Origin of the sequence: Romboutsia sp. 1001713B170207_170306_H8, assembly GCF_015550495.1 — a bacterium.
GTDB lineage: Bacteria > Bacillota > Clostridia > Peptostreptococcales > Peptostreptococcaceae > Romboutsia_E.
Genome location: NZ_JADNAX010000001.1, coordinates 43,395 through 70,004, shown reverse-complemented (window position 1 = coordinate 70,004; position 26,610 = coordinate 43,395). Strand labels below are relative to the sequence as shown.

The window sequence follows — 26,610 nt, the reverse complement described above, 5'->3', positions numbered from 1 at the left end:
AAGTGGTATGATTGATTTTAGATTAAAAACATTTATAGATTTATGTGATACTAAAAGCTATACAAAAACAGCTAAAAACTTGTCTATAACTCAACCAGCAGTTAGTCAACATATAAAGTATTTAGAGGAAAAATATAATTTAAAACTTTTTAACTATATTAGTAAGAAACTTAGTTTAACAGAAGAAGGATATGATTTTTTATGCTCTATTCAAAAACTCCAAACAATGTCTACTAATATAGAACACCATTTGAAAGATTATCAAAGTAAAAGCAAGTCCTTAGTTTTTGGTGCAACTCGAACTATTGGAGAGTTTTATTTAACTCCCTATTTAAAGAAATATCTTAAGTTATATCCAAATAATAATATTTCTATGATTGTAAACAATACAAAGTATTTACTTCACAGCTTGAATAAAGGTAGTATAGATTTTGCAATAATTGAAGGTCATTTTAATAAATCTGATTATAATACTTACCCTATTAGTAAGGAGAATTTAGTTGTAGTTGCTTCTCCTTTAAATAAATTATCTTATAAAAAATCAATTACATTTGAAGACTTATGTAACGAGACATTAATTTTAAGAGAAAAAGGTTCTGGAAGTAGAGAAATTTTTACAATGTATCTTTATGAAAACAACTATTCTTATAGAAACTTTAATCATGTTATTGAAATTGGAAATATAAGTGTAATTAAAGAATTAGTTAAAGACAACCTAGGCATTTCCATAATGTATGAAAAAGCCGCAAAAAAAGAAATTGAAAGAAATGAATTAATAATATTAGATATAAATAATATGTCTTTATCTCATGAATTTAATTTTATCTTTTTAAAAGAGTCTATATTTACTAATGATTATACTAATTTTTATAACTTTCTAATGAGTACTTAGTTTAATTATTGTGTAAATGAAATATCCATACTTATAAAATTAATTAATTTTATAAGTATGGATATTTATATGTCTACTCTATATTTAATTAACTTGCTTTGCTTCTACTGATAAAGTATATTTTTTACCTAAGCTGGTAAAGTTTTCTATATCTTCACTTGATGGACCTTCATTACAGATTATGCTTTGCTCAACTAAGATTCCTCCACACTTTTTAACTCTTTCTTCCCAATCTTGCATCCATTCACCATCGCCCCATCCGTATGAACCAAATAATATAATCTTTTTACCGCTTATATCATTTGATATACTTTCCATAAATGGTTCCATTTCTGTTTCTTCTAACTCTTCATTTCCCATAGATGGGCATCCTAAAAATAATATATCTGCTTCCTTTACATCATCTAAACTAGCATTTTCAACTGAAAGTAGCTTAACATTTTCGCTACCCTTACTTCCATCGTAAATTGACTTAGCCATTAATTCTGTATTACCTGTTCCACTCCAGTATATTATATTTACTCTATTACTCATATCTTGCCCTCCTTTTTATTAATGATAATCATTATCATCTTAATTTTATAATAGCTATTTATCTTCTCTACGTCAAGTATTTTTTGATATTTATTTTCAATAGATTTTACTTATCATTTTAAATTATATATTCTATATTTCCCCAATCTATTGTATACTGTATATCTACAGTACTTTAGGGGGATATTTATGTATGAAATTTATTTTCTAATATTTTTATTTGGAGTGCTTGGTTTTTTATTTAGTAGAGTGTTATCTAAATTAAACACAAGTAGAGATACGGGTAAATTTAAAAATATAAGATTAAGTTATAGTAAATATATTATGATTATAAGCTTAGTCATAATTATCTCTAGTATTATATCTACACTTATAGAGTTTTTTACATTTAAACTGTCCTGCACTGAATGGTATATTGTATTTGGGACAATGAATTTATTTTTAAGTATATCTTGTTTATTAATTTTATTTTTACTATTTATAGGTTTTACTATTACAAATTTAATTGCCTATATCAACAAAAGAATTGCTAAATAAAAAACTAATAAGAATGGCATACATAAATTTTATGTATGCCATTCTTATTAAATTTAACTAATTAAAAATATATATCTGAAAGTTCAGCTATTGTATTTTTAGTTTCTATATTTGAACTATATATTATTTTTGATGATTCAATTTTCTTTATAGGTAACTTAATAGTAAATTTGCTTCCTTTTTGATATTCTGATTTTACATCTATAGATCCATTATGTAAATCTACAAATGATTTTACTATAGCTAATCCTATACCACTACCTTCATTTAGTCTTGTAAGGCTATCATCTATTTGTACAAATTTTTCAAATATTTTCGATAAACTTTCTTCTTTTATTCCTATACCTTCGTCTTCTACGCTAAAAATTAAATTATCTTCTTCTATTCCTATATGAGTTAAGATTGTTCCTTTATCATAAGAAAATTTTATTGCATTTGAAAGTAAGTTAAGTATAATTCTTTCTATCTTATCTATATCTACTGCCATAATAAGCTCTTCTACATCAGTATCTAAAATTAAGTTTAAGTTTTTATTTTCAGCAAATGGAACTACTGAAAGAACAGTATCTTCTATAAGACTTATGATTTCTGTATTTTGAAGGTTTATACAGCTAGAACCCTTATCTGATTTTGTAACATCTATAATATTATTTATAAGTCTTATTAATCTTGAAGAGTTTTGTTGTATCATATTAATATTAGAAATTAAACTTTCTTTGTTTATTTCTCCTTTAATTTCAAGATTTCTCTTTATAAGTTGTGATGATGATGATATTACATTAACGGGTGTTCTTAATTCATGACTTATATTAGTTATAAAATTACTTTTAGCTTCATTGGCCTTTTCAGCTATTTCTTTAGATTCCTGTAACTTTTTATTTATATCTTTATTTATTTTTTGTTGATTAATTAAAAATGCTATTATTAAACAAAGTATAAGAAATGTAATAATAGCTGTAATAAGCTCTTCTGTATAAGCGTCTATAAATTCTTCTGCTTCATATATATATTCAGCATCGTCAGGTAATTGTAACTTACTTATAAAGTTTTTAGTCATTTGTTTTTGATTAAATATTAAAGTACTAGTTTCCTTACCTTCTACTAAACTGTTATATTTACCAGTAGATTCTAGAGAATCCTTTACTACCTCTCCTGTAACCTTACCCATCTTGTAAAAGTCTGTAGTATATCCACCTAACATTCCATATTCTATACCTTCACGAATAGTTGTAAATATTGGTGCATTGGTTACATTTTTTATACAATTCAAAATTTGATTAGCTGACCATAGTTTTGTTTCTGTATTTTTTACATCCTGTGATGAAGCTGAACTATTTGGCATATAAAATAATATAATGTCTTTTCCTTTTGAGTATTCTGATAAAGCATCCTGTAGTTCTTCTTCACTCTTAAATCCTAGCGTTTTATTTTCAAACTTCAACCTTGGAAATTTTTCCTTTAATGAATAAAATTCATCAATTTCTTCTTTATATATATCTTCAGGTCCTGTAATTAAGGTCAAAGTTTTCATACTTCTAGTATTTCTATATATTTGACCTATAAGATTTACATTATCTACAATAGGCTTAAACTCTTTAATTACACATTCAATCCCATTATTCTTTGAATATTCAACTATTCTTTCATCTAATACACTGGATAAAAATAACTTACTTTCCCCAAATAATTCTTTATGTTTTAACCCAAATGAACTAGCAATATCATCAACAAATACAACTGCATCAAAATCCGGATACACCTCAAGTTTATATTTTAATAAGGAGTAAAATGATTCTTCTCGCTCTAATTTTGGATATTTAAATGTATTCATATACTCATAGTATATTTCATAATCATCTCTTAAAAAATCATCAAACCCATGCATTTGACTTTGAGTACCTGTATATGTAGGAGATCCTGAACTTATATATAAAACTTTTTGCCTATTTTCTGCACTAGCATCTGTGCTGCTTAGAAATACAAATAAATACACTAATAATACCTTTATTATTTCACCTTTTATCTTTTCCATTTTTATTTATCCCTTTATTATACATTTAACGACTATTTTCTATTATATCAAAAAAAGAAATTTATGGTTAATCAAAATTATAAAAATTCAAAAAAGTTTGAGTTTCCTAAATTATAAAAAATAATATTTTAAAAATAAAAATAGGCGTAATATTAATTACACCTATTTTTATAAAATTATATACTTAATCCACTTCTAAATTGACTATTATATAAGTTAGCATAGAATCCATTAGACTCAAGTAACTTATCATGATTTCCTTCTTCTATTATCTCTCCATCTTTTAGAGCAAGAATCTTATCTGCATTTCTTATAGTACTTAATCTATGAGCAATTATGAAAGTAGTTTTTCCTTTCATTAAGTTAACCATAGCTTCTTGTATTTCAACTTCAGTTCTTGTATCTATTGACGAAGTTGCTTCATCAAGTATAAGTATTGATGATTTTGAAAGTATCGCTCTTGCTATTGCAAGTAACTGTCTTTGACCTTGAGATAAGTTACTTCCATTATCAGAAAGTACTGTATCATATCCATCTTCAAGTTGCATTATAAAATGATGTGCATTGGCAAGTTTAGCAGCCTTAATTATTTCTTCATCACTTGCATTTAAGTTTCCATATCTTAAGTTTTCACGAACACTAACAGAGAAAAGATAAGTATCTTGTAATACAACTGCTACTGATTTTCTTAAACTTTCCATGCTAAAATCATCTATGTTTTTTCCATCTATAGTTATAGTACCACTATCAATGTTATAGAATTTATTTAATAAGTTTATAACAGTAGTTTTACCAGAACCAGTTGGACCTACTATTGCTATAGTTTGACCTTTATTAGCATCTAAACTAATTTTATTTAATATCTTTTTATCTTTATTATAAGAGAACTCTACATCTTTTAATTTGACTTCACCTTGTAAGTCATTTACATGTATTGCATCTTCTTTATCTTTTTCTGGATTTTCATCCATAACTTCAAATACTCTTTCAGCACCAGCTAAAGCTCCTTGAAGTGAGTTTGATATATTAAGAATTTGATTTATTGGTTGATTGAAGTTTCTCATATAAAGTATTATTGAAAATACTACACCAACTGTTATATTCATTCCTTTTAATATAAATACACCACCACATACTGCAAGTACTAAGTATGTTAAGTTGTTTATAAAGTTATTTAATGGTCCCATACAACCTGAAAGTGCATCTGCAAGTATTGCACTTTTAGTTATACTTTGATTTATGTTATTAAATTCTTCTTTAACATTTTCTTCTTGACCAAATAAAAGTACTGCTTTTTGACCAGATACCATTTCTTCTATATATCCATTTAGTTTACCTAAGTCTCTTTGCTTTTTTATAAATAAAGGTTGAGTATATTTCATTATGCTTCTTGTTCCAAATATTGTTATAGGAACAGTTAGTAGTCCTATTATTGTTAAACTGGGACTTAACATAAGCATTGCTATAAGCATACCAACTATATTTATAACTCCTGATATTAACTGAGTTATACTTTGAGATAAAGTCATATTTATATTGTCTATATCATTTGTAAGTCTACTCATTAAATCTCCACTTGAGTGAGTATCATAGTAGCTTAATGGTAAGTGTTGCATTTTTGAATATAAATCTTTTCTTATATCTGCAGAGGTTTTTTGAGCTATACTAACCATTAATCTATTTTGAATAAATGTAGATACGGTTGCTACAACATACATTCCTATAAGCACAATACAAATTCTATATAAACCACTTATATCTCCTACTGCTATATACTTATCTACTATATCTCCATTTAATTTAGTTCCTAATATACTAACGATTGTTGTTATTACACAGAATACAAATATTAATACTAAAGAACCTTTTTTACCTCCTATATACTTTAATAACCTGTTTATTGCTTCTTTTGGGTTATTTAATTTTTCATTACTTTTTACCATGTGCATTCCTGGACCTCTTCCAGGTCTATCTAAAGAAATTCCTTTACTAGACAACTTTTAGCACCTCCTCACCTAATTGTGAAACAGCTATACTTCTGTATATGTCATTTCTTCTTAGTAATTCATCATGTGTTCCTATATCTGAAATTCTTCCATCATCCATAACTATAATCTTATCTGCATCCATAACTCCAGATATTCTTTGAGCTATTACAAGTACTGTAGAGTCTTTCATTCTATTTTTTATAGAATTTTGAAGTTTAGCTTCTGTTGCCATATCTAATGCACTTGATGAATCATCCATTATAAATATTTTAGGGTCTCTTATTAAAGTTCTAGCAATTGATAAACGTTGCTTTTGTCCTCCAGATAAGTTTTTCCCCCTTTGTTCTACTTCACTTTTATAAGTATTTTCTTTGTTCATTATAAACTCATAAGCTTGAGCATCTTTGGCGCTACTTTCCATGTCTAAGTTGTTTGCATCATTTTTTCCAAATCTTAAGTTACTTTCTATAGTTCCTCCAAATAATATACTTTCTTGAAGAACTATACCTATGTTATCTCTAAGATGATTTAATTTTATATTTTTAATATTAGTTCCACCTATTAAGATTTCACCTTCTGTTGCATCATAAAGTCTTGGAATTAAGTTTACAAATGAACTCTTTCCACAACCAGTTGAACCTATAATTCCTATAGTTTCTCCTTGTTTAGCTTTAAATGATATATCTTCTAATACATTTTCACTGTGCTCATTGTATCTAAAGTAAACATTTTTAAACTCTATATCAAAGTTTTCTACATCAACATTATCTTCTTTATCTTTTATACTACTTTCAGTTTCAAAAACTTCATTTATTCTAGTAGCTGATGCACTTGCTCTTGAAAATGTAAGCATTATATTTATTACCATAACTACAGAACCCATTATTTGAAGTAAGTAATTTATAAATGCCATTATCTTACCAATTTCAAGGTCTCCATTATTAACCATATTTCCACCAAACCAAAGTACTGCTACTACTGTTAAGTTCATTATTAATGTAGCGATTGGCCAAAGTATTAAGTTCATATTTTGTGAAGCTATACTTTCATTAGTTAAGTTGTCATTAGCTTCATTAAATCTTTCACCTTGTGTTTTTTCTATAGCAAATGCTTTTATAACCTTAACACCAAGTATACTCTCACGCATTACTGTGTTTATGTTATCTATTCTTTGCTGTACTGATGTAAATAGTGGCAATGATTTTTTTATTATAAATAAAATTGAAACAAGTATTATTGGTAATGCTACTATGAAAATACTTGCTAATTGTTTACTTAAAATTATAGCCATAACTAAACCACCTATTGCTGTAAGTGGCGCTCTTACCATCATTCTAAGTGACATATTCATCATCATTTGAAGCTGAGTTACATCATTTGTAAGTCTTGTTATTAATGAGGATGTTTTTAATTTATCTAATTCTAAGAATGATAAAGTTTGTATCTTATTAAATAGACCTTCTCTTACACCTTCTCCTAATTTCATCGATGCTACTGCTGCTAAATAAGAACATGCTGCTCCTGCAAATAATCCTATTACTGCAACAATTACCATCTTTATACCTACTACTAATACGTAATTTAAATCACCATTAGCAACACCAATATCTATTATATTTGACAAAAGCGTTGGTTGTAGTAAGTCCATTGCAACTTCTAAGCACATTGCTAAAGGTGCTAAAATTGCACATACTACTGCTGAACCTTTTAGATATTTCAGTAATTTTATCAATTCAATCTCTCCTTACTTATTAAAATTTACTCTTTGTGCTTAATTAAATTGTCATGTAATTTATTTAATATTTTTATAGTTTCTAACTTTTCTTCTTCACTAAAACCTTCAAAGCAAATATCATCTAACTCTAAAAATACTTTTTCAACTTTTTTTTGTGCATCTATACCCTTTTCTGTTAGAAATACATTTAAGATGCGCTTGTCATTAGCATTTCTCTCTCTATATATAAGTCCTTCTTTTTCCATTCCTGCTAATATACTTGTAGCTGTAGCTGGTTCTATCTTGCAATACTTTGCTAATTCTCTTTGACTACAACCTGAATTATTAACTAAGAAATCTAAAAGCCTTGGTTTACCTTCTGTTAAGTTTACTTCTTTAAACATGTGACTAGCTCTTTTTTTATGAGCTCTATGTAATTTCATTAAAGTAGAATGTAATGTATTTGGTCTTATATGATTTTTTTTCATTTGTTTTACTCCATTTCTAAAATTAATTAGATGGCTAATCATTAGCACTCTAACGTTTAATATAATATCATAATAAAATTGTATTGTAAATAATTATCATTTCTATTATTATGTTTTATTCAACATGTATATTTTACCTAATATATATAATATAGTTATACTTCCTATTATAAATAAAAGAAATAGTAAAATTTATTACATTTGTTTCTGTAATAAATTGACATTTAGCTAATATTAAAATACTATTCTATTATAGACAAGCTTAAATCTCAAAAAATTTTTAATGACCTAATAAATTCTAATCTTATCTAAAATAAATCTTAAAAATAAATACATCATTTCAGTTATGCTTTATATTTCAGACAATAAAAATAAATATTTTCATCACAATTTATATGACTATAAATATGAATATAGTAAATAATACAAAATAAGAAAATGTATATCTTAATTTATATATATTTCTATTGTTGTGCTTTACTTGTTTATAAATTATATAGTCATACTCATAGATTATTTTTTTAATAGAAGCCTTAATAGGATAAGTTATGAAGGCTTACTTTTATTACTAAAGAGGAGAAAGAATATGAGAAGAAGATTTAATATTTTTAAAATGATTTTTTGTTCTGCAATAACACTTGGTTTAGTTTGTGTTTTCACAAATTCAAAAGATTCCCAGCAAGAAGTTTTTAGTGCTATAAAATCTAATTATATTAATTATAGTAAAGATTTAAACGTTGTATCTGAAAGTAAATTAAGCTTAAAAAATATAAATGACATAAATTTAGACCTAGATGTTGATGATGTTACATTCCTTGAAAATACAGAAGATAAAATTAAAATAGTTGAAAAATGCAATAGAGAGTTATCTGAAAAGGAGCAATTAAAAATAGAAGAAGGCGATAATTCAATAAATATTTACAGAAATTCAAAACTAGATATAAATTCAGTTGCTAAGTCATTTAAAAGAGAACTTTTAATTTACTTACCTTCTTCTTATAATAAAAACTTAAATGTTACTCTTTCTATTGGTGATATTAATTTTACATCTGATTTAAACTTAGAAAATCTTGAAATTTATTTATCTACTGGAGATGTTAATATAGATAAAAATGTAAATTGTAAATCATTTATAGCTGAAAGTAGTACAGGAGATATGAATATAAACTACTTATCTGCAAATAGTTATGGTATAGGATTAAATACTGGTTCTGTAGATGTTTCAACTTTACTAGGTCAAGGGTATATAAATATTACTACTGGTGATATAAAATGTGGTATCTCTAATTTAACTGGAAATACAGAATTATCATCAAGTATAGGTGATATTACTGTTAATATACAAAAGGAAAATAAACTTTTACTAGATACTTCTTGTGATATAGGTGAAGTTGATACAGACTTCAAGTCTAATAGTATTGGTAAAAATCCTAAAAATATATTAAAAGTAAAATGTGGATGTGGGGATATAAAAATAAACAAAAATTATTAAATATCTATAAGCAGATTTAGGAATAATACTTATAAATATATTTTTAGAAAGGAATGAAATAAATGAAGGTAACTTTAGATGAAAAAGCTACTCTAGCTTTAAAAGATGTTTTAAAAGATAAAAATCCTGATGCAAAAATAAGAGTTTATTTTGCAGGCATTGGTTGAGGTGGGCCATCTTTTGGCCTTGCTCTGGATGAGCAAAGAAGTGATGATGAAACATATACTGTAGATAATATTCATTTTATAATGAGTAAATCTGATTATATGCAATATGGAGATATGATGATAAAAGACACTGGTTATGGATTTAAAGTATCTCCTGAAAATTCTAACGATGATGGTTGCGGTGGAGGTTGCTCTGGCTGCGGACATTAAGAAAGGATTATTTAATGATTGCAATAGATGATAAATCTCTTTTTAATATAAAAAATAAGATAAAAGAACTTAATGGCGTTGGAAATAACATAAGAATTTATTTTTCTGGCGTTGGATTTGAAGGTCCTAATTTTAATATGACTTTAGATTCTCCAAAAGATGATGATTTAGTTTATAAAATAGATGATCTTACATTTTTATTAAGTCAATATGAATATATGCAATATGGTGATATTAAAATAGACTTAGATGAAAATAATAACATTCATATTACACCTAAAAATATGGAACTTAGCATGTGTTGTGGGCACGGATGTCCAGATTGTCCATATTAAAATAAAAAAGTATACCTGCATTTGCAGATATACTTTTTTTAATTATTATTACATATATAAAATAATTTCCTATTTATTTGGAACTATTATTTTTCCATTTACTATTTCTTCTATTTTTCCATTTACATAGTTTAATGTTTCTTCAGATAAGTTATCAGTAGTTGGAGCTAATCCTATACTGTTATCTTCTAATCCATATCTTAAAGTTGTTCCACCTGTAAATTTATCTTCAGCTAATAATTTAACTGCATTGTAAACACCTTCATTAACTTTCTTCATTGCTGAAGTTAGTATGTTTTCTGGAGCTAAACTACTTTGGTCTCTATCAACACCTATTGCAAATAAATTTTGCTCTTTAGCTGCTTCTATTGCACCAACACCAGTATCACCTGCTGCAGAGAATATTATATCTATTCCATTAGAATACATTTGTTGAGCTATTGATTTTCCTTTAGCTTGATCTGAATAAGTATTTGCATATTGAACTTTAACTTCACAATCTGGGTTAGCTTCAGCTACTCCAGCCTTGTATCCAGCTTCAAACCTCTCTATAACTACATTATCCATTCCACCAATAAATCCAACTTTATTAGTTTTAGTTTCCTTACCTGCTACTAAACCAACAACATATCCTGCTTGTTCTTCTGCAAATGATATACAAGCAACATTATCAGGAGTCTCATCACCATAATCAACATCAACTATAGCAAACTTTTGCTCTGGATAATCTTTAGCTGCTTTTAATACTGCATCTTGTAATGGGAAACCTGTTGCTAATATTAAATCAGCACCATCATCAACAGCTGTTTCTAAATTAGCTGCATATTCAGCTTCTTGCTTTGATTCTATATAACTTACTTCTATATTATCGAAATCTTTTTTTATTTGTTGTAAACCTTCCCAAGATGATTGGTTAAAACTTTGGTCATTTACTCCACCAACACTTGTTACCATGATTACTTTTATTTTATCATCATTACTTTCATTTGAGCTTGAGCAACCTACTAAAGCTAACATAGCTAGCATTAAAGTTGTACATAAGCATAATATTTTCTTCACGTACTATTCCTCCTAGTAAATACTATTTACATTTATCCCGCTTTGTTATAATATCAGATAGTGACAGCGACATAATATGACATTTGTCATATTATCGAATATTTTTTTAGGAGAATTAAAAAATGTTTAAAATAGATAATGAATCTAAATTAAATTACTATATAAATAAATGCAATATAAATGAAATGTTCAATACAGATATGACTAAGTACATGGAATTATATCACTTTAAAAAAGGAGAACATATTTGTTCGTCAGGTGAAGAGTTAAATCACCTATATTTCTTTTTAAAAGGAAGAGCAAAAGTTTATATAAGCGCACCAAACGGAAAATCCTTACTAATTAGATTCTACTCACCAATACAAATAATAGGTGATACAGAAATACTAAACAACACAACAATAGACTGCAACATACAAGCAATAAAAGACTGCCTATGCTTAGCGATACCAAGGGAAATAATAGAAAAAGTAGCTTTAAACGATGCAAAATTTTTATCATATACATGTAGACAGCTAGCGTTCAAACTATCAAGTGCGTCACTATCAAGTTCAATAAACATGCTATATCCACTAGAAAACAGACTAGCAAGTTACATCCTAGCAACATACTCAACAGAAGAAGGATATGACAACAGTTCTGATACCCTAACCCAAATATCAGAACAACTAGGCACAAGCTACAGACACCTACTGAGAGTACTAGATAAATTCTGCAGTGAAAAAATAATAAAAAAAGACGGAAAAGACATAACAATCCTAAACATAAAAAAACTAGAAAAACTAGCAGGAGATTTATATCAGTAATATATTCGCAAACATTAGGCAAAGGGAGCAAAATCAAAAAAATCCTAGACTTTCGCAGCATTTTTCCAGCTGCTAGTCTAGGATTTTTTGATTTTGCCCCCGGCCGTTGAGGGAATCTATTACATATTAAAAGTTTTCTCTACGTGAGCTTTTATTTCTTCAGCTTTCCCCATAGATAATACTTCATCAGCAAACTTCTTCATATCTTCATAATTTACAGAAGTTATGAACTTTCTAGCTGGAAGTATAGATATTGGTGACATAGAAAACTCATCAAGACCAAATCCAAGAAGTATTGGTATCATTCTTTGATCTCCTGCAGATTCTCCACACATTCCTACCCATTTACCTTCTTTATGAGCATTATCTATAACTGTTTTTATAAGTCTAAGTACAGCTGGGTTGAATTGGTTGTAAAGATAACTTATCTTTTGGTTCATTCTATCAACTGCACAAGTGTATTGTATTAAATCGTTAGTTCCTATTGAGAAGAAATCAACGTGTTTTGCTAATATATCAGATATAACAGCAGCAGATGGTATTTCTATCATCATACCTACTTCTACATTATCAGCAAAAGCTATTCCTTCAGCTTTTAATTCACCTTTAACTTCTTCAACTACTTCTTTAGCAGCTAAAAGTTCTTCTAAAGATGATATCATTGGGAACATTATTCTTAAAGTACCATGTACACTAGCTCTATATAAAGCTCTTAATTGAGTTTTGAATATATCTTTTCTATCTAAACATATTCTTATAGCTCTGTATCCTAAGAATGGATTCATTTCTTCTTCCATTTCAAAGTATGGTAATTCTTTATCCCCACCTATATCTAATGTTCTTATTACTATAGGCTTATTATTCATTCCATCTAAAACTGCTTTATAAGCTTCGTATTGCTCTTCTTCAGTTGGGAATGCATCTTCTTTATCCATATATAAGAACTCTGTTCTATAAAGACCAACACCTTCAGCATCATTCTTTATAAGACCTTCAACATCCTTTGGACTTCCTATATTTCCAGCTAACTCTACATGTCTACCATCTAAAGTTACTGAAGATTTCCCTTTTAATAATTCTAATGATTTTCTATATTCTTCAAACTCATTTTTTAATTGAGTATATTTAGCTATAGTTTCTTCGTCAGGATTTAATATTACTTCCCCTGTATCTCCATTAAATACTATAAAGTCTCCATCTTTAGCTTTAGTAGTCATATCTGTAAGACCTACTACTGCAGCTATTTCTAAAGTTCTTGCCATTATTGCAGTATGAGAAGTTCTTCCACCTATATCAGTTAAGAATCCTAACACCTTAGATTTATTCATAGTAGCTGTATCTGATGGTGTTAAGTCATGAGCAACTAAAATAACTTCTTCTTCTAAAGCTGCTAAATCAACTATTTTAGCCCCTACTAAATGTCTTATTATTCTATTAGTAACGTCTTTTATATCTGCTGCTCTTTCTCTCATATATTCATTATCCATAGATTCGAACATACCTACGAACATATCTCTTATTTCTTTTAATGCAAAATCAGCATTAACTAACTCATCTTGTATCTTAGCTTTAGCAGTATCTATTAATTCTGGATCTTCTAAAACTAATAAATGAGATTCGAATATTTGAGCTTCATGTTCTCCAAGTTCAACTAAAGCCTTTTCCTTAACCTTAGTTAACTCTTCTTTTGATATTTCAACAGCTTTATCAAGCTTAGCAACTTCTTCATCAACATTAGTAATAGACTTTTTTTCTATTTCTAACTCACTGTGTTCTACAACTAATACTTTTCCTATAGCAATCCCTGGAGACGCCCCTGTTCCTCTAAACATAGTAATATTCCTCCTAAAAAATAACCTGTTGTTATATATAAATTCCTTTTCGTTATTCCTCACTATAAATACAAAAGTAATAACTTAATCTATTAAAATTATCAGAGCTATAAATTTACTAGCAAAGGGTGAACATATAAAATATCGTACATTCGCAGCATCTTTTCAGCTGCATGTGCGATATTTTATATGTCACCCACTTGTCAATAAGCATATAACTCTCTAATTTTAAGAGACTAATTATTACTCTCCAAATCCACCTTCTATTAATTCAACTAAAGTATTAACAGCAGCTTCTTCATCTTCACCTTTAGCAGATATTGTTAATTCATCACCTTTACCTAATCCTAAGCTCATTATTCCCATTATAGATTTAGCATTTACAGTTTTTCCTTTAGCTATAACTTCTACTGTAGCTTTGAATTCAGCAGCTTTCTTAACAAACATTCCTGCTGGTCTAGCATGTAACCCACTTGCATTTTTTATACTTACTATCTTTTCCATCTTTTGAACCTCCAAAATATTTATAATTAAAGTATTTATTTACTTTATTAGCTTTATATAATTATCCTTGGCTTTTAAAGTCACCTATAATTTGATAGGTTACAACCTTAGGTAATTTACTTTTTGATACAGGTATAATCGCTTTATTTTCGTTAATTTCTTCACTATTACTATTAGATTTATAGTTTTTATGAACTGTACCTAATAATTTGGAAAAATCATACAGGTTTACACGATTAATACCGTTTTCTTGAAGCTTTTGCTCATACACTGAATAAAATAATTGCTTATATGAAAATTCTTTGGGAAGATTTAATACTTCACCTATTTTTGGTATAACATTTTCAAATAATGTTCTACGAGATGCTTCTCTTTTTATTCCAAGTGTTTTACACAAATCTTCTATAGTTTCTTTTTTTAAGTTTTTAAATTTTTCGAAACAATAGTCTTCATCATATCTATAATCTAGATTGAAGTAATATTTAACTCCTTCATATCTATCATAAGCCTTCATAGTATCAAGATAACCTAAAAGTATATTTTTTTCAACTATTTCTTTATCTTTATTTAAAGATCCGCCTAAAGGTTCTGATGGAACTATTATTTTTATGTTTATATCTTTATCATTAAACTTATTTAAGTTCATTTTGCCAAGAAAATCATCCACTAATCTAATAACAACTATATCATCATAGCCTCGATCAACTAAAAGCTTTACTGGTATATTATCTGAGAACATCCCATCTAAATAAAGCTTGTCATCCATCTTTTCCAAATTAAATATTGGAAGACTTGAACTTGCAATTAAGTAGTCTACCAGTCTACCTTCTGGTATATCTTCAAGAAAAAGCTGATGAGGTTTAAACTTTTTATCCCAATGTACGGTAACGATACCAAGATCTTTATTAGAATTTCTAATAGCTTCCTCATTAATATTCTTTTCAAGCATTTCTCTTAAAGGTGTTATGTCTATACCTTGATTTTTTCTTGCTTTATTTATTAATTCTATTACAACATTAAAGTTTTTTGCAGTAAAATCCAAGTCTTTATATTTTTCATATGTTTCTTCATCTATATTCATAAAACTAGTATAATCATAATTTCTCCAGATATCTTCCATTATTTCAATATCATTTTGAATTATAAAAGCACCATTTAAAGCTCCTATAGATGTACCTGATACGCCTTGAAATTCAACTCCAAGCTCTTTTAGGGCTTTATAAGCGCCTATTTGGTATGCACCTTTAGTGCCTCCACCTTCTAAAACTAAACCCTTCATATTACCACCTGTATCTATTCTTAGAAAGATATATACTTTTCTAAAAATTTAATTATATTTTACCATAAACTTTATTCAAAAGTATATATCTTTCATAATTTTTATATATTATTTGAAAATTTTACATAATAAATTTATTTAATCAAACTTTCATCAGGAATAACCTTTACGGACTTAAAAAACAATTTTTTCTCCATAGGTTTAAGGTTTAAAGTTCTTGTAAACTGATTATCTTCATCAATTATATAAATTTTTCTATATCCTGACTTTAAAAATGTCATACAAGTAGTTCTTATATCGCTATTATCTTCACATTTAAATACACCTGGTTTAACTACCAAGTTATATTGTGAAAAATTCATTCCTCTACTCATACTTTTATATTTATTTAAAAATTCTCTAGCATCTTTCTTTGTTATATACCCACTAACATCCACATATACTCTTTTTTCGCCTTCTGACACCCTAGATATAATCATTTCTTTGCCCCCTTAAATTAAGATATTCTTTAGATTATATGAAACGAGCTATGTATTAGTGAATATACTCTATAATTTCAAAGAACTTTTTATTAAATCATTTATTTCATATTCTAGTTTACAAACTTCTTCATGATAAAATTCATATTCTTCATATAAATTTTTATTATACAAAATTTTCAATATTTGTTTGCATTTACTTTCTATTTCTTCATAATTATCATCCTTAAATATTTTAATTTCCATAACTTTATTAGGATAATAATCGTAAATTTCTTTTCCCATATTTTTAGCATTTATTTTAAAATATCTATCATATATATTAGAATTTAGTATAGCAACTAAATACTCATTAGAAAATTCATTTATATACTCATCTTTTATATAAAAAGAATATACATCTGCACTACAATATAAATTACTATAATCTATAGCAAATCTATTGCATTTAGATTTATATGGATACATTATTTTTATTCTTTCAAATAATGATTTTTCCCTTCCCCATTGTAACTCATACCACTTTCTTACATTCCTTTTACATTCACGTCTATTTTCTAATTTTGACTTATATGGCATTATAAATTTATCTATTACTTCTTTATAATTATCCTGATTATCTATATCATTAGAGTATATTAAATTATAATTACTTTTTTCTATTACATATTTTTTAATATTTTTATTTTTTACCCATACTTTTAAAATATTATCTGGAACATCTTTTTTATTGTTACCATCTATAATAAATGCTTTATCACAACCTGTAATAACACCTTGAAAACTATTTACAATATCTCCTAAAGAATATTCACATATTGATTCTATATTATTGTAAAACTCTCTGTCTTTACTATTCGTTATAATCCAATTTTTATCTAGTAATTTTTGATTTAAGCTAAATTTATCAAATTCAAAACTATTTAATAAACTATTTAAATCTTCTAATTCATTAATTTTTATATCTTCATTTTTTGCCTTATAAACATCTATGTAATTATTTGAGTTTAAAATTTTACTCATTGTAATTATACAACTTGCAATGCCTACATTTTTAAAAACTTTAGCTCCTAAAAAGTCCACTATCTCTTTAATAGAGGCATTGTCTTTGATAAAAAGTCTTAAAGAATTACCTGATGGACTTTCTAAAAAATATCTTGGTGTAATCATAGACATAACACCATTATCATTAAGTAAATCTATAGCTCTTTTATAAAAGCAAAAATATAAATCAGACTTATCTTTATAAACTTGATTAAATTCTTTTATAAGGTATTTTTTATATTCTTTATCTAATGACTTATGACCTACATATGGTGGATTGCCAACTATATAGTCAAACTTAAATTCCCATTCTTTTTTTAACCCATCATCATTATAAATATTGTAATTATAATCTTCATTAACTATATTATTAATATTTGTATCTTTGTCCCATAAACTTTGTTTTAAAATTTTTATAGCATTACTATCTATATCAATTCCAAAAATACAATTTTCTACTATATGTTTATGGATATTCTCTAAACACCAATAATCACTTTTATACTTTTCTTTTAAGTCAAAAATATTTTCTTCAAGTAAATCATATAAAATATCATATGCTTGTAATAAAAAATTCCCACATCCGCAAGACATATCTAACACTCTCGGACATGGGTTATTAACTATATCATGATTTTTTAGTGTTTTTTCCATAATATAATTTACTATAACTTTTGGAGTATAGTAAATCCCCTTAGATTTTCTAAACTCTATTTCCAAGCTTTGTTCATAATTTTTTGAACTATAAAAATTATCTATCTCTATTTCCATTTCCCCTAAATTGTGCTTCATATTTTCCTCCAAAATATGATATTAACTTCTCCTTTATTTATTATAGCACAATATTAACCTAGTCTATTCCACTTAGTACTCATCCACTTAATTGTTTCATCTATATTATAGTCTTTACCTAAATTTTTCAAATAATCCAAGGACTCTACATCATCCATACCAATATCTTTATTCATTCTAGGATTTAATCTATGATAATTTTCATCTAAAAGCATACTTGAAAATAATTGACTAGTTTGACTATTACCTTCTAAGGTAACAGATATAATAGGAAAATAAGGCTCTTTACTTATAACCCAATCAATAGCACCCCAACCTGTAGTATCATGTTTTATACTATTATAAAGATATCCCGTTCCTATAGATAAAAGTCTAATATTCTCAGGTTTTTTCCCTAACTTTTGGTCTAGGGCATAAACTATAGTCGCTAAACTAGGATCACTTGCAACAATACCTCCATCTATATGACAATCATAAGTAGGAAAAAATACAGGTGCAGCACTACTACACATAGCGACATCTATAACCCTAGCATTCTCAGTTGGAGAATCTGGTAAATTATTATAAAATATAGGCTTCCACTCACTAGTCTCATTCCCAATATATAAAGAAGGTATAACAACTAACTTCTTAAGATCTTTCAACTTTAACTTTTCAGGAAAAACTTTACGTAAAACATCTCTAAGATGTTTATTATCATACTTAGGTCTTAACATTTCAGAATAAGACTTATCAAATATATACTTAACATTCTCATCAGAATACATATTTCTAACTTCTCTAGGGCTTAATCCATAAGCCAACCCTAAAGCAATCAAACTTCCTGTAGATGTACCACCAATCATATCCGTCCTCTTTAAAGTATCAGGAAACTCCCTTTGAATTCTCTCAAACAAACTAATACTCAAAAGCCCTCTAAGACCACCACCATCAAAATTAACAATATTAAAAGTAGAATCACCCATACATCTCACTCCTAAAAAATATATGCTACTACTCTAATATATCTTTTTTAACACCAATTGTTCCCCCACCCCCAAAATAATTAATAACGTAGCAAAACAAAAAGGCAGAAGTTAAATATAAAATCCAAGCCATTAGCAGCATCCCTTAAGCTGCATGACTTGGATTTTATATTAACTTTTGCCCGTTTTCGACCATTAATTACTTATTAGCATCTATATATGAAAGTATTCCTTGTGCTATACCTTCAGTAAACTCATCTAAATATTTATCATCAGTTAAGTTCTTAACGTCCTCTGTGTTAGTAATAAATCCACATTTTATCATAATAGCTGAAACAGTAGATTCATCTAATATATCAAATCTACCTACTCCAACACCTCTGTCTCTTATCTCAACATAAGACTTTATAGAATCTTGTATTAAGCTAGCTAATTCATTAGTCTTATTTATATCATCTTTTTTATAATATACTTCTACACCACTTGCAGTATTTCCACCATATTCAGCATTCATATGTAATGAAATCATAACATCGGCTTTAGCTTTGCTAGCTTCTTCAATTCTCTCAGTTGTAGTTAAATTTTTACTACTATCACTCCTAGACATTACTACATCAACATCAGTATGTTTAGATAACTTTGAAGCAAGTTTCTTTCCTATAGCTAAAGTTATATCCTTTTCATATACTTCAGTTTCCTTGTTTTGCATACCATTATCCTCACCACCATGACCTGGATCTATAAAGATAGTATATTTTTTTGTAGATAAACCTTGCTCTTCGCTCATGTCAAATTGCTTTTCAAGTTCAATAGTTTCAGCTTCACTAGTTTGTGTAGTTTTACTAGCTATATTTTTTACTAAAGTTGTTACACCTTGTCCAGCTTTAAATAATCCAAAGCTTAAAATTAAAATCCCTACAACTAATATAGATAAATTCTTTAAGTTAACTTTTCTTTTTTTTACATTCTTTTTTCTTTTTACATTTTTTACACTTTTCTTGTTTTTTTTATGTAAATACGTAACATTATTTTTACTTCTACCACGTTTATATGACATAGTTTCCCATCCTTTTACTTCTTAGTATATAAATACCATACTACTTAAATTTTATTTTATCATTCCAATATATAACCTTCAATATTTTTGTAAATAATAATATTAAAAATGTTTTCAAAATGTAATTAAAATGTAATCAAACTGTAATAATTTTATTACCTTTTTTGTTAAAAAGTATAGTAAACTATAAAATATAACGACAAAAAAATACAAATTTTGGAGGTACTACATGAAAAAACTAATTTTAATATTATCTCTAGTTTTAACACTAGGATTAGTTGGATGCTCAAAAGGTAGCGAATATAAAAACGTTTCTGCATCTACAGTTGAAAAAGCAATTACATCATCTGGTTTACTAGTTGAGCAGTCTATGAATTACAACATAACTGATTTTGACTATTTCAATGATATAAAAGATTCTATTGAAGAAGGATTTATGATAAGAGCTGCTATTAATATTGCACTTGAAGATATTTTATTTATAAAAACTTCAAGTGAAGATGATGCTAATAAAGCTTTTGAAGCATTAGAAAGTTACAAAGAAGGCATGATCATGAGACCTTTTGGTGATGGATACGGAAAAGAAGAAAATGCAACAAGAGCTGCAAACACAGTAATCGAGAAAAAAGGAAATTATGTATATCTTATATCTGCTGACAATGTAGAAAAGATAAACCAACTTATAATAGATACAATCACAAAATAAGGAGATGATATAAAATGAATGTTTTCAGTAGCATAGCATTTATTTTTTATTTTTTACCTTTAGTATTAATCTGTTATTACTTATCTCCCTATAGGCTTAGGAATCTAGTTTTATTTATCTTCAGCTTATTCTTTTACGCCTGGGGAGAGCCTTTATATATATTTATAATGATATTCTCTATATTTTCGGATTATATACATGCAATAATTATAGATAAAAATAGAGGAAATATAAAATCTAAAATAGCTTTAATATCATCCATAATTATAAACTTGTCACTATTAGCATTTTTTAAATATAGTGATTTTTTAATATCAATATATAACAATATTTCTAATAATAATATTCCTTTATTAAATATTGTCTTACCTATAGGAATTAGCTTTTATACTTTTCAAACAATGTCTTATTCAATAGATGTTTATAGAAATGAAGCCCCAGTTCAAAAAAATATAATTTCTCTTGCATCTTACATAACTTTATTTCCACAATTAGTTGCTGGACCTATAGTTAGATACTCTGACATTGCAAATGACTTAAACAATCGTACACATAATTTTGATAAACTTTACGATGGTGTTTGTAGGTTTATAATAGGACTTTCTAAAAAAGTAATACTTGCTAATAACCTAGGGATAATCTGGTTTAATATAAAAAGTTCTAATTATAATAACTTATCTATATCAACTGCATGGCTTGGTATAATCTGCTTTACACTACAAATATACTTCGACTTTTCAGGATACTCTGATATGGCAATTGGACTAGGTAAGATGTTTGGATTTAGCTTTTTAGAAAACTTTAACTATCCTTATATATCTAAATCTATAACTGAATTTTGGAGAAGATGGCATATGTCACTAGGAATATGGTTTAGAGATTATGTTTATATCCCTCTAGGAGGAAATAGATGCGCTAAATCAAGATGGCTATTTAATATTATGGTCGTATGGTTTTTAACAGGACTTTGGCATGGAGCTAGTTTTAACTTTATATTATGGGGACTTTACTTTGGATTTATTTTAATTTTAGAAAAACTATTTTTACTAGAAAAACTAAAATCCTTACCTAATATAGTTAGTCATCTATATGTAATAATTTTAATTTTAATTAGTTTCGTATTATTTGATATAACAAGCTTTAACGATGTATTTAAATATTATAAAGCAATGTTTAACTTTAATAATGTATTAATTGATAAAACATTTTTATATTACTTAGTACCTAACATATCAATTTTAATTATAGGAATACTAGCATCAACACCAATATTTAAAAACATACTTTCAAAATATACTATAATAAAATTTATAGCTTTAATCTTAGGATTAATAATATCTACTGCATTTTTAGTAGACTCAACATTCAATCCATTTTTATATTTTAGATTCTAAAAGTAGGTGATTATATGAGCAAAAATAATATACTAAAATTTTTAACAGTATCTATATTTTTAATTTTTATATTTATATTTCCAATTATAAATATACTTACTCCAGATAAAACAGTAAGTACATTAGAAAATAAAATACTAACACAATTGCCTAAGCTATCAATAGATAAAATTAAAAATGGTTATTTTATGGAGAACTTTGATAAATACACAGAAGACCAATTTCCATATAGAGAAGAATTTATATCTTTTAAAAATAGTATAAGTTACATGTTAGGAAATAGAGAATTTAGAAATATATATATAACAAAAAACAACAGACTTCTAGAGAAATTTATTTTTAATAAGGAAATTATGTATCAAAATATTTCCCAGGCAAACAATTTAACAGAAAAACTATATAAAGAATACAAAATAAAATCAAAACTGATAGTTATCCCTACATCAATAGCATTTTATGAAGAAGAACTACCTTCATATGCAATAACAGATAATCAACAAGATGTACTAAACTATATAAAGGAAACCACAGAAAACTTTTATACACCATACAACATACTAAAGGAAAATAAAGATAAATATATATACTTCAACACAGACCATCACTGGACTCAATTAGGAGCAATGCTAGCATATAGTGAACTATACAACAAAGACTTAAGTACAGAAGATGAGCTTTACTCAAACTACAAAAAAGTAACAAACAACTTTTTAGGGAGTTACTACTCAAAAGCAATACTCCCAACAATAAAAGGAGACAGCATATACTCCTATAAAAACTACAACAATCACAAAATAGAAATAGACTTTGATAAAAATTACAACACATTATATGATAACGAAAAATTAGAAGGAAAAAACAAATACCAATACTTCCTTCACGGAGATCCAGCACATGCACTAATAGAAGGAAACAAAAACAAAGAAGAAGAAATACTAATTCTAAAAGACTCCTTCGCCCACAACTTTATACCACTACTAGCAAATGAATACAAAAAAATACACGTAATAGACCCACGCTATTACACATCAAACTTAGAAGACTATATAAAAAATAACCCAAACATAAAAGAAGTACTAACAATATGTAACATCCAAACCCTAAATCAAGACAAATTCTTCCCCAAAACTACCCCAACAAAATAAAATATTGGGGCATAAGTGGAAGTTTTAAGTTCGCAGCCTTTTGTAGAAGGTGAAGGTGTAATTTGACATCCATTGTCATCATTTTCCAGATGCATGTGTGTCAAATTACACATCACCACCCCACCCAAGGCCTTTCACGAACATTATAAAACTACCACTCATAATACCCCAATATCTTCAAATATCTTCTCTCTCCTTCTTTTAGACTTAGTGGATAATTCAACAAATCATAGGTATGCTGACAAATCAAATAATCAATTAAAAAGTCACCTTCAAGAATAACCTCAGTAACAATCATATTATGATAGGCTCTACCCTCATAAACTAATTGAACAATATCACCAAGTTCCAACTCATTATACTCAGCTTCCCTAGCATATATACCAAAGTTACTACTGCTTTCATTATTATTTCCAGTAATATACTTATAAAATGGTTCTGCCGCAGTCCAAGTAGGAGTTCTACTACTATCACTATACCAATACCATTGTTTAAGAACACTATTTCCAGAATTATCAAAAGGAATATCTCCAGCTTTTAAACACTGAGAAATAAAATTAGTGCAATCGCCTCCCCAATCTTCATAATCTTTATATTCTTTATTTCTTCCTAAAGCCCATTTTTTAGCATAAGCTGCTGCTGCCTCTCGATTATAAGGTTGTAGTACTTTCACTAATAACCCCCCTTAAAAAATAATCACTAAAATAATACTTTGCATCTTCATACATTATTTTAAATTCTAAAATTTTTCTTATGTTGCTTCCCATTTCATATGATGATAAGCAAATTACTAATCCATCTTCTTCTAGATAAAATGCTTGATCTTCGTATATTTCTATGTTGTAAATCATGTTTATTAAGTCATAATTATTTATGCCTATTTCTTCATTGTTATCTAGCATCATAGCTAATTGAATTTTTACCATGTTTCCTATAAATGTTTTATAATCTATTAATTCATCAAAGATGTCCCTTAGTTTAATTTCTTTTTCTTCATTAAAATCATAGTTGTAAGAGTTTATATAATTTATGTTGTATAGTTCTATAAATTGACTAAATTCTATTGGTATACTTATTATATTATTTTTGTTAAATGATATTGTGTATTCTGTCATTAGGTTTACTACACTGTTTATATCTTCTTCTTTTAGAATTTGCTCTACTACATCTTTAAAACATAGCACATCTTCATAAATTTTTCGGTTTATATATTCTACGAAACCGTTTTCATTATTTATTAATTTAATTACTGGATAGTTTAATAGGCATTTTACTTGGTCTTCACTTTTATCTAACAACCTATCTTCAATTATAAACATATGCATTCTCCTCTTTTTATTTATATAATAATTAATATGTCTATAAAAAATTTTTGTTAAGTAAAATATAAAAAAAAGACAATTTCTTTAAATTAAGAAATTGTCTTTTTCTACAAATTAATAAACTCTCTTTGCAGTTACAAATCTACTTGCATGATAACTAGAATTTATATTAGATATTTTAACAACATCACCTGGTTTTGTTGCATTTATCATATTTCCATCACCTATGTATATTCCAACGTGACTTATTCCACTTCCATTAGTGTTAAAGAATACTAAGTCTCCTGGCATAAGCTCACTCTTGCTTACAGTTGTACCATATGTAGCTTGAGACTTTGAAGATCTTGGTAAAGTTATACCTTGTTGCTTATACACATAGTAAGTAAGTCCTGAACAGTCAAATGAATTAGGACCTTCTGCTCCCCATCCATATGGCTTACCTAATTGTTGTCTTGCTAAAGCAACAGCTCTTTCTGCTGCACTGCTTATAGTTGTACTTGAATTATTAGAATTACTTTCATTGCTAACAGTTCCATCACTTACATTTAAGTATTGGCCTGATACCCATCCAGTACTACCATTTTTTAAATCAATTTGATACCATCCATTTAAACTTCCTACAATGTTGTATTGTTGTCCAAGTTTTACACTACCTATTCTTGAATAATTAGTTCCTGCTCCACTTCTTACATTTAATGATGAAGTATTTACAGTTCCATATTTATTACTTATAGATTCTTGTGTTCCACCTGTAGATGGAGTTGATGATTCTCCAGAAACTGATACATAGTCTCCATGAACCCAACCTGTACTACCGTTAGCTAAGTTAACCTTATGCCATCCATCTTGAGTATCATGAATGTTAACTTGTGTTCCTTTAGATAATTTACCTATCTTTGAATAATGTGTTCCAATTCCACTTCTTACATTTAGTACTGATGTAGTTACAGTTCCTAATTTACTTGAACTTGATGTTCCCCCTGAAATAGTAATATATTCAGATGCTGACCATCCTACAGTTCCATTTGATAGCTTTATCTTATACCATCCATTGCTACTTTCAAGTATTGATACTGTATTGTTTTTATATATTTTTGCTATTATGCTGTTATTTGTTCCTGCTCCACTTCTTACGTTTAATACAGAAACATTAACAACACCACTATTGTTGCCTGCATTTGCTATAGTTATGTCTCCTACTAAAGTAGCCGCTGCTAAAACAGCACTTCCAGCTACTACTTTACATAAAGTATGGTTATTTAAACTCATTTGAAATATCTCCCTTATTAAAAGTATTCAGTATATATAGTATCATATTTATACCATATTTTCCATATTTTACTTTTAATATTAAGGTTTTATTGTCATAAATTGCTATATTATATGAAGTGATAGCATTGTAACTATTACTCCTGCCATCATATTTCCTATTAATACTCCAGCTAAAGCTTCTTTCATTCTCATTTTTAATATTGATGCTATTGCTGATGCTGTCCATGTCCCAGTTGTCGGAAGAGGCACACCTACAAATAGGATTATTCCTAATATTGAAGCTTTTTTCATCTTTTTCATACCAGATTCTATTTTATTATCTACTTTTTTTATTAGTCCTAAAAATATTTTCTTTGTTCTTAAGTAGTGCATTATATTTCTAAAACATAAAACCAGTGGTATTGATACTATAGTAGATCCAGCTACACTAGCTAAATATACACCTATAGGATTTAAATCCATTGCTATACCAAGTGGTATTGCTCCTCTTAATTCAGTTACTGGTATCATTGATAAAATCATTATATGTAAGTATCCCAAGTTAGTCCTCCTTCAAAAAATAAAG

Annotated in this window: 25 protein-coding genes; 8 read left to right on the top strand and 17 right to left on the bottom strand. The window is 27.4% G+C overall.

Going from position 1 to position 26,610, the window contains the following annotated elements:
- Positions 1 to 7 precede the first annotated feature (7 nt).
- The gene (locus I2A66_RS00325; protein WP_147515630.1) at positions 8 to 892 is read left to right on the top strand and encodes a LysR family transcriptional regulator; all 885 of its coding nucleotides are present in this window, start codon (positions 8 to 10) and stop codon (positions 890 to 892) included.
- Between the two features lie 84 nt (positions 893 to 976).
- Here I2A66_RS00325 and I2A66_RS00320 read toward each other — a convergent pair whose 3' ends face one another.
- From I2A66_RS00320 to I2A66_RS00300, 5 genes are all read right to left on the bottom strand, one after another.
- Positions 977 to 1,426, bottom strand: coding sequence for a flavodoxin (locus I2A66_RS00320; protein ID WP_195250757.1), 450 nt, complete (start codon positions 1,424 to 1,426; stop codon positions 977 to 979).
- 598 nt (positions 1,427 to 2,024) lie between these two features.
- Entirely contained in the window at positions 2,025 to 3,995 is a 1,971-nt protein-coding gene (locus I2A66_RS00315) for a sensor histidine kinase (protein WP_195250755.1), read from the bottom strand.
- Positions 3,996 to 4,171: 176 nt separating this feature from the next.
- On the bottom strand, positions 4,172 to 5,992 hold the full coding sequence (locus I2A66_RS00310; RefSeq protein ID WP_207734703.1) for an ABC transporter ATP-binding protein: 1,821 nt from the start codon (positions 5,990 to 5,992) through the stop codon (positions 4,172 to 4,174).
- Positions 5,985 to 7,715 (bottom strand): ABC transporter ATP-binding protein, encoded by a 1,731-nt coding sequence (locus I2A66_RS00305; protein ID WP_147515633.1) that lies wholly within the window; start codon positions 7,713 to 7,715, stop codon positions 5,985 to 5,987. The genes I2A66_RS00310 and I2A66_RS00305 overlap by 8 nt, the downstream gene beginning before the upstream one ends.
- Positions 7,716 to 7,741: 26 nt before the next feature.
- Positions 7,742 to 8,185 carry a MarR family winged helix-turn-helix transcriptional regulator gene (locus I2A66_RS00300; RefSeq protein ID WP_122638461.1) on the bottom strand — a complete coding sequence of 148 codons (444 nt, stop codon included), beginning with the start codon at positions 8,183 to 8,185 and terminating at the stop codon, positions 7,742 to 7,744.
- 586 nt (positions 8,186 to 8,771) lie between these two features.
- Here I2A66_RS00300 and I2A66_RS00295 point away from each other — a divergent pair.
- The 3 genes from I2A66_RS00295 (at position 8,772) to I2A66_RS00285 (ending at position 10,389) form a co-directional block, all read left to right on the top strand.
- Positions 8,772 to 9,677 carry a DUF4097 family beta strand repeat-containing protein gene (locus I2A66_RS00295; protein WP_147515634.1) on the top strand — a complete coding sequence of 302 codons (906 nt, stop codon included), beginning with the start codon at positions 8,772 to 8,774 and terminating at the stop codon, positions 9,675 to 9,677.
- A 248-nt stretch (positions 9,678 to 9,925) separates the two neighbouring features.
- The gene (locus I2A66_RS17345; protein WP_279309959.1) at positions 9,926 to 10,054 is read left to right on the top strand and encodes a hypothetical protein; all 129 of its coding nucleotides are present in this window, start codon (positions 9,926 to 9,928) and stop codon (positions 10,052 to 10,054) included.
- 14 nt (positions 10,055 to 10,068) lie between these two features.
- Positions 10,069 to 10,389, top strand: coding sequence for a hypothetical protein (locus I2A66_RS00285; RefSeq protein ID WP_122638464.1), 321 nt, complete (start codon positions 10,069 to 10,071; stop codon positions 10,387 to 10,389).
- 69 nt (positions 10,390 to 10,458) lie between these two features.
- Here I2A66_RS00285 and I2A66_RS00280 read toward each other — a convergent pair whose 3' ends face one another.
- Positions 10,459 to 11,448 (bottom strand): BMP family lipoprotein, encoded by a 990-nt coding sequence (locus I2A66_RS00280; RefSeq protein WP_330615434.1) that lies wholly within the window; start codon positions 11,446 to 11,448, stop codon positions 10,459 to 10,461.
- Positions 11,449 to 11,570: 122 nt separating this feature from the next.
- Here I2A66_RS00280 and yeiL point away from each other — a divergent pair, with 122 nt between their 5' ends.
- The gene (gene yeiL / locus I2A66_RS00275) at positions 11,571 to 12,254 is read left to right on the top strand and encodes a transcriptional regulator YeiL (protein WP_122638465.1); all 684 of its coding nucleotides are present in this window, start codon (positions 11,571 to 11,573) and stop codon (positions 12,252 to 12,254) included.
- A gap of 119 nt (positions 12,255 to 12,373) precedes the next feature.
- Here the strand turns inward: yeiL and ptsP are convergent, their stop codons facing one another.
- From ptsP to I2A66_RS00240, 7 genes are all read right to left on the bottom strand, one after another.
- A complete protein-coding gene (ptsP, locus tag I2A66_RS00270) occupies positions 12,374 to 14,086 on the bottom strand; it encodes a phosphoenolpyruvate--protein phosphotransferase (protein ID WP_122638466.1) in 1,713 nt (570 codons plus the stop codon).
- 243 nt (positions 14,087 to 14,329) lie between these two features.
- Complete coding sequence (locus I2A66_RS00265; RefSeq protein WP_122638467.1) at positions 14,330 to 14,590, bottom strand: HPr family phosphocarrier protein; 261 nt, start codon at positions 14,588 to 14,590, stop codon at positions 14,330 to 14,332.
- A gap of 61 nt (positions 14,591 to 14,651) precedes the next feature.
- A complete protein-coding gene (locus I2A66_RS00260; RefSeq protein WP_122638468.1) occupies positions 14,652 to 15,869 on the bottom strand; it encodes a patatin-like phospholipase family protein in 1,218 nt (405 codons plus the stop codon).
- A gap of 134 nt (positions 15,870 to 16,003) precedes the next feature.
- Positions 16,004 to 16,348 carry a hypothetical protein gene (locus I2A66_RS00255; RefSeq protein WP_122638469.1) on the bottom strand — a complete coding sequence of 115 codons (345 nt, stop codon included), beginning with the start codon at positions 16,346 to 16,348 and terminating at the stop codon, positions 16,004 to 16,006.
- A 69-nt stretch (positions 16,349 to 16,417) separates the two neighbouring features.
- The gene (locus I2A66_RS00250) at positions 16,418 to 18,184 is read right to left on the bottom strand and encodes an Eco57I restriction-modification methylase domain-containing protein (protein WP_243238624.1); all 1,767 of its coding nucleotides are present in this window, start codon (positions 18,182 to 18,184) and stop codon (positions 16,418 to 16,420) included.
- Positions 18,185 to 18,237: 53 nt separating this feature from the next.
- Complete coding sequence (locus I2A66_RS00245; protein WP_122638470.1) at positions 18,238 to 19,149, bottom strand: patatin-like phospholipase family protein; 912 nt, start codon at positions 19,147 to 19,149, stop codon at positions 18,238 to 18,240.
- Between the two features lie 199 nt (positions 19,150 to 19,348).
- Positions 19,349 to 20,206 carry an N-acetylmuramoyl-L-alanine amidase gene (locus I2A66_RS00240; protein ID WP_195250753.1) on the bottom strand — a complete coding sequence of 286 codons (858 nt, stop codon included), beginning with the start codon at positions 20,204 to 20,206 and terminating at the stop codon, positions 19,349 to 19,351.
- Positions 20,207 to 20,435: 229 nt separating this feature from the next.
- Here I2A66_RS00240 and I2A66_RS00235 point away from each other — a divergent pair, with 229 nt between their 5' ends.
- The 3 genes from I2A66_RS00235 (at position 20,436) to I2A66_RS00225 (ending at position 23,451) form a co-directional block, all read left to right on the top strand.
- Positions 20,436 to 20,912, top strand: coding sequence for a DUF4358 domain-containing protein (locus I2A66_RS00235; RefSeq protein WP_122638472.1), 477 nt, complete (start codon positions 20,436 to 20,438; stop codon positions 20,910 to 20,912).
- Positions 20,913 to 21,079: 167 nt separating this feature from the next.
- The gene (locus tag I2A66_RS00230) at positions 21,080 to 22,306 is read left to right on the top strand and encodes an MBOAT family O-acyltransferase (RefSeq protein WP_330615433.1); all 1,227 of its coding nucleotides are present in this window, start codon (positions 21,080 to 21,082) and stop codon (positions 22,304 to 22,306) included.
- Positions 22,307 to 22,320: 14 nt separating this feature from the next.
- Positions 22,321 to 23,451: a DHHW family protein gene (locus I2A66_RS00225; protein WP_195250751.1), complete on the top strand. Its 1,131-nt coding sequence runs from the start codon at positions 22,321 to 22,323 to the stop codon at positions 23,449 to 23,451.
- Positions 23,452 to 23,602: 151 nt separating this feature from the next.
- Here the strand turns inward: I2A66_RS00225 and I2A66_RS00220 are convergent, their stop codons facing one another.
- From I2A66_RS00220 to I2A66_RS00205, 4 genes are all read right to left on the bottom strand, one after another.
- Entirely contained in the window at positions 23,603 to 24,124 is a 522-nt protein-coding gene (locus I2A66_RS00220) for an amidase domain-containing protein (protein WP_195250749.1), read from the bottom strand.
- Positions 24,102 to 24,770, bottom strand: a complete 669-nt coding sequence (locus tag I2A66_RS00215; protein ID WP_195250747.1) for a DUF3298 and DUF4163 domain-containing protein — start codon at positions 24,768 to 24,770, stop codon at positions 24,102 to 24,104. The genes I2A66_RS00220 and I2A66_RS00215 overlap by 23 nt, the downstream gene beginning before the upstream one ends.
- 117 nt (positions 24,771 to 24,887) lie before the next feature.
- Positions 24,888 to 26,042, bottom strand: coding sequence for a C40 family peptidase (locus I2A66_RS00210; protein WP_147515641.1), 1,155 nt, complete (start codon positions 26,040 to 26,042; stop codon positions 24,888 to 24,890).
- A gap of 105 nt (positions 26,043 to 26,147) precedes the next feature.
- Entirely contained in the window at positions 26,148 to 26,585 is a 438-nt protein-coding gene (locus I2A66_RS00205; RefSeq protein ID WP_164488944.1) for a COG2426 family protein, read from the bottom strand.
- Positions 26,586 to 26,610 lie beyond the last annotated feature (25 nt).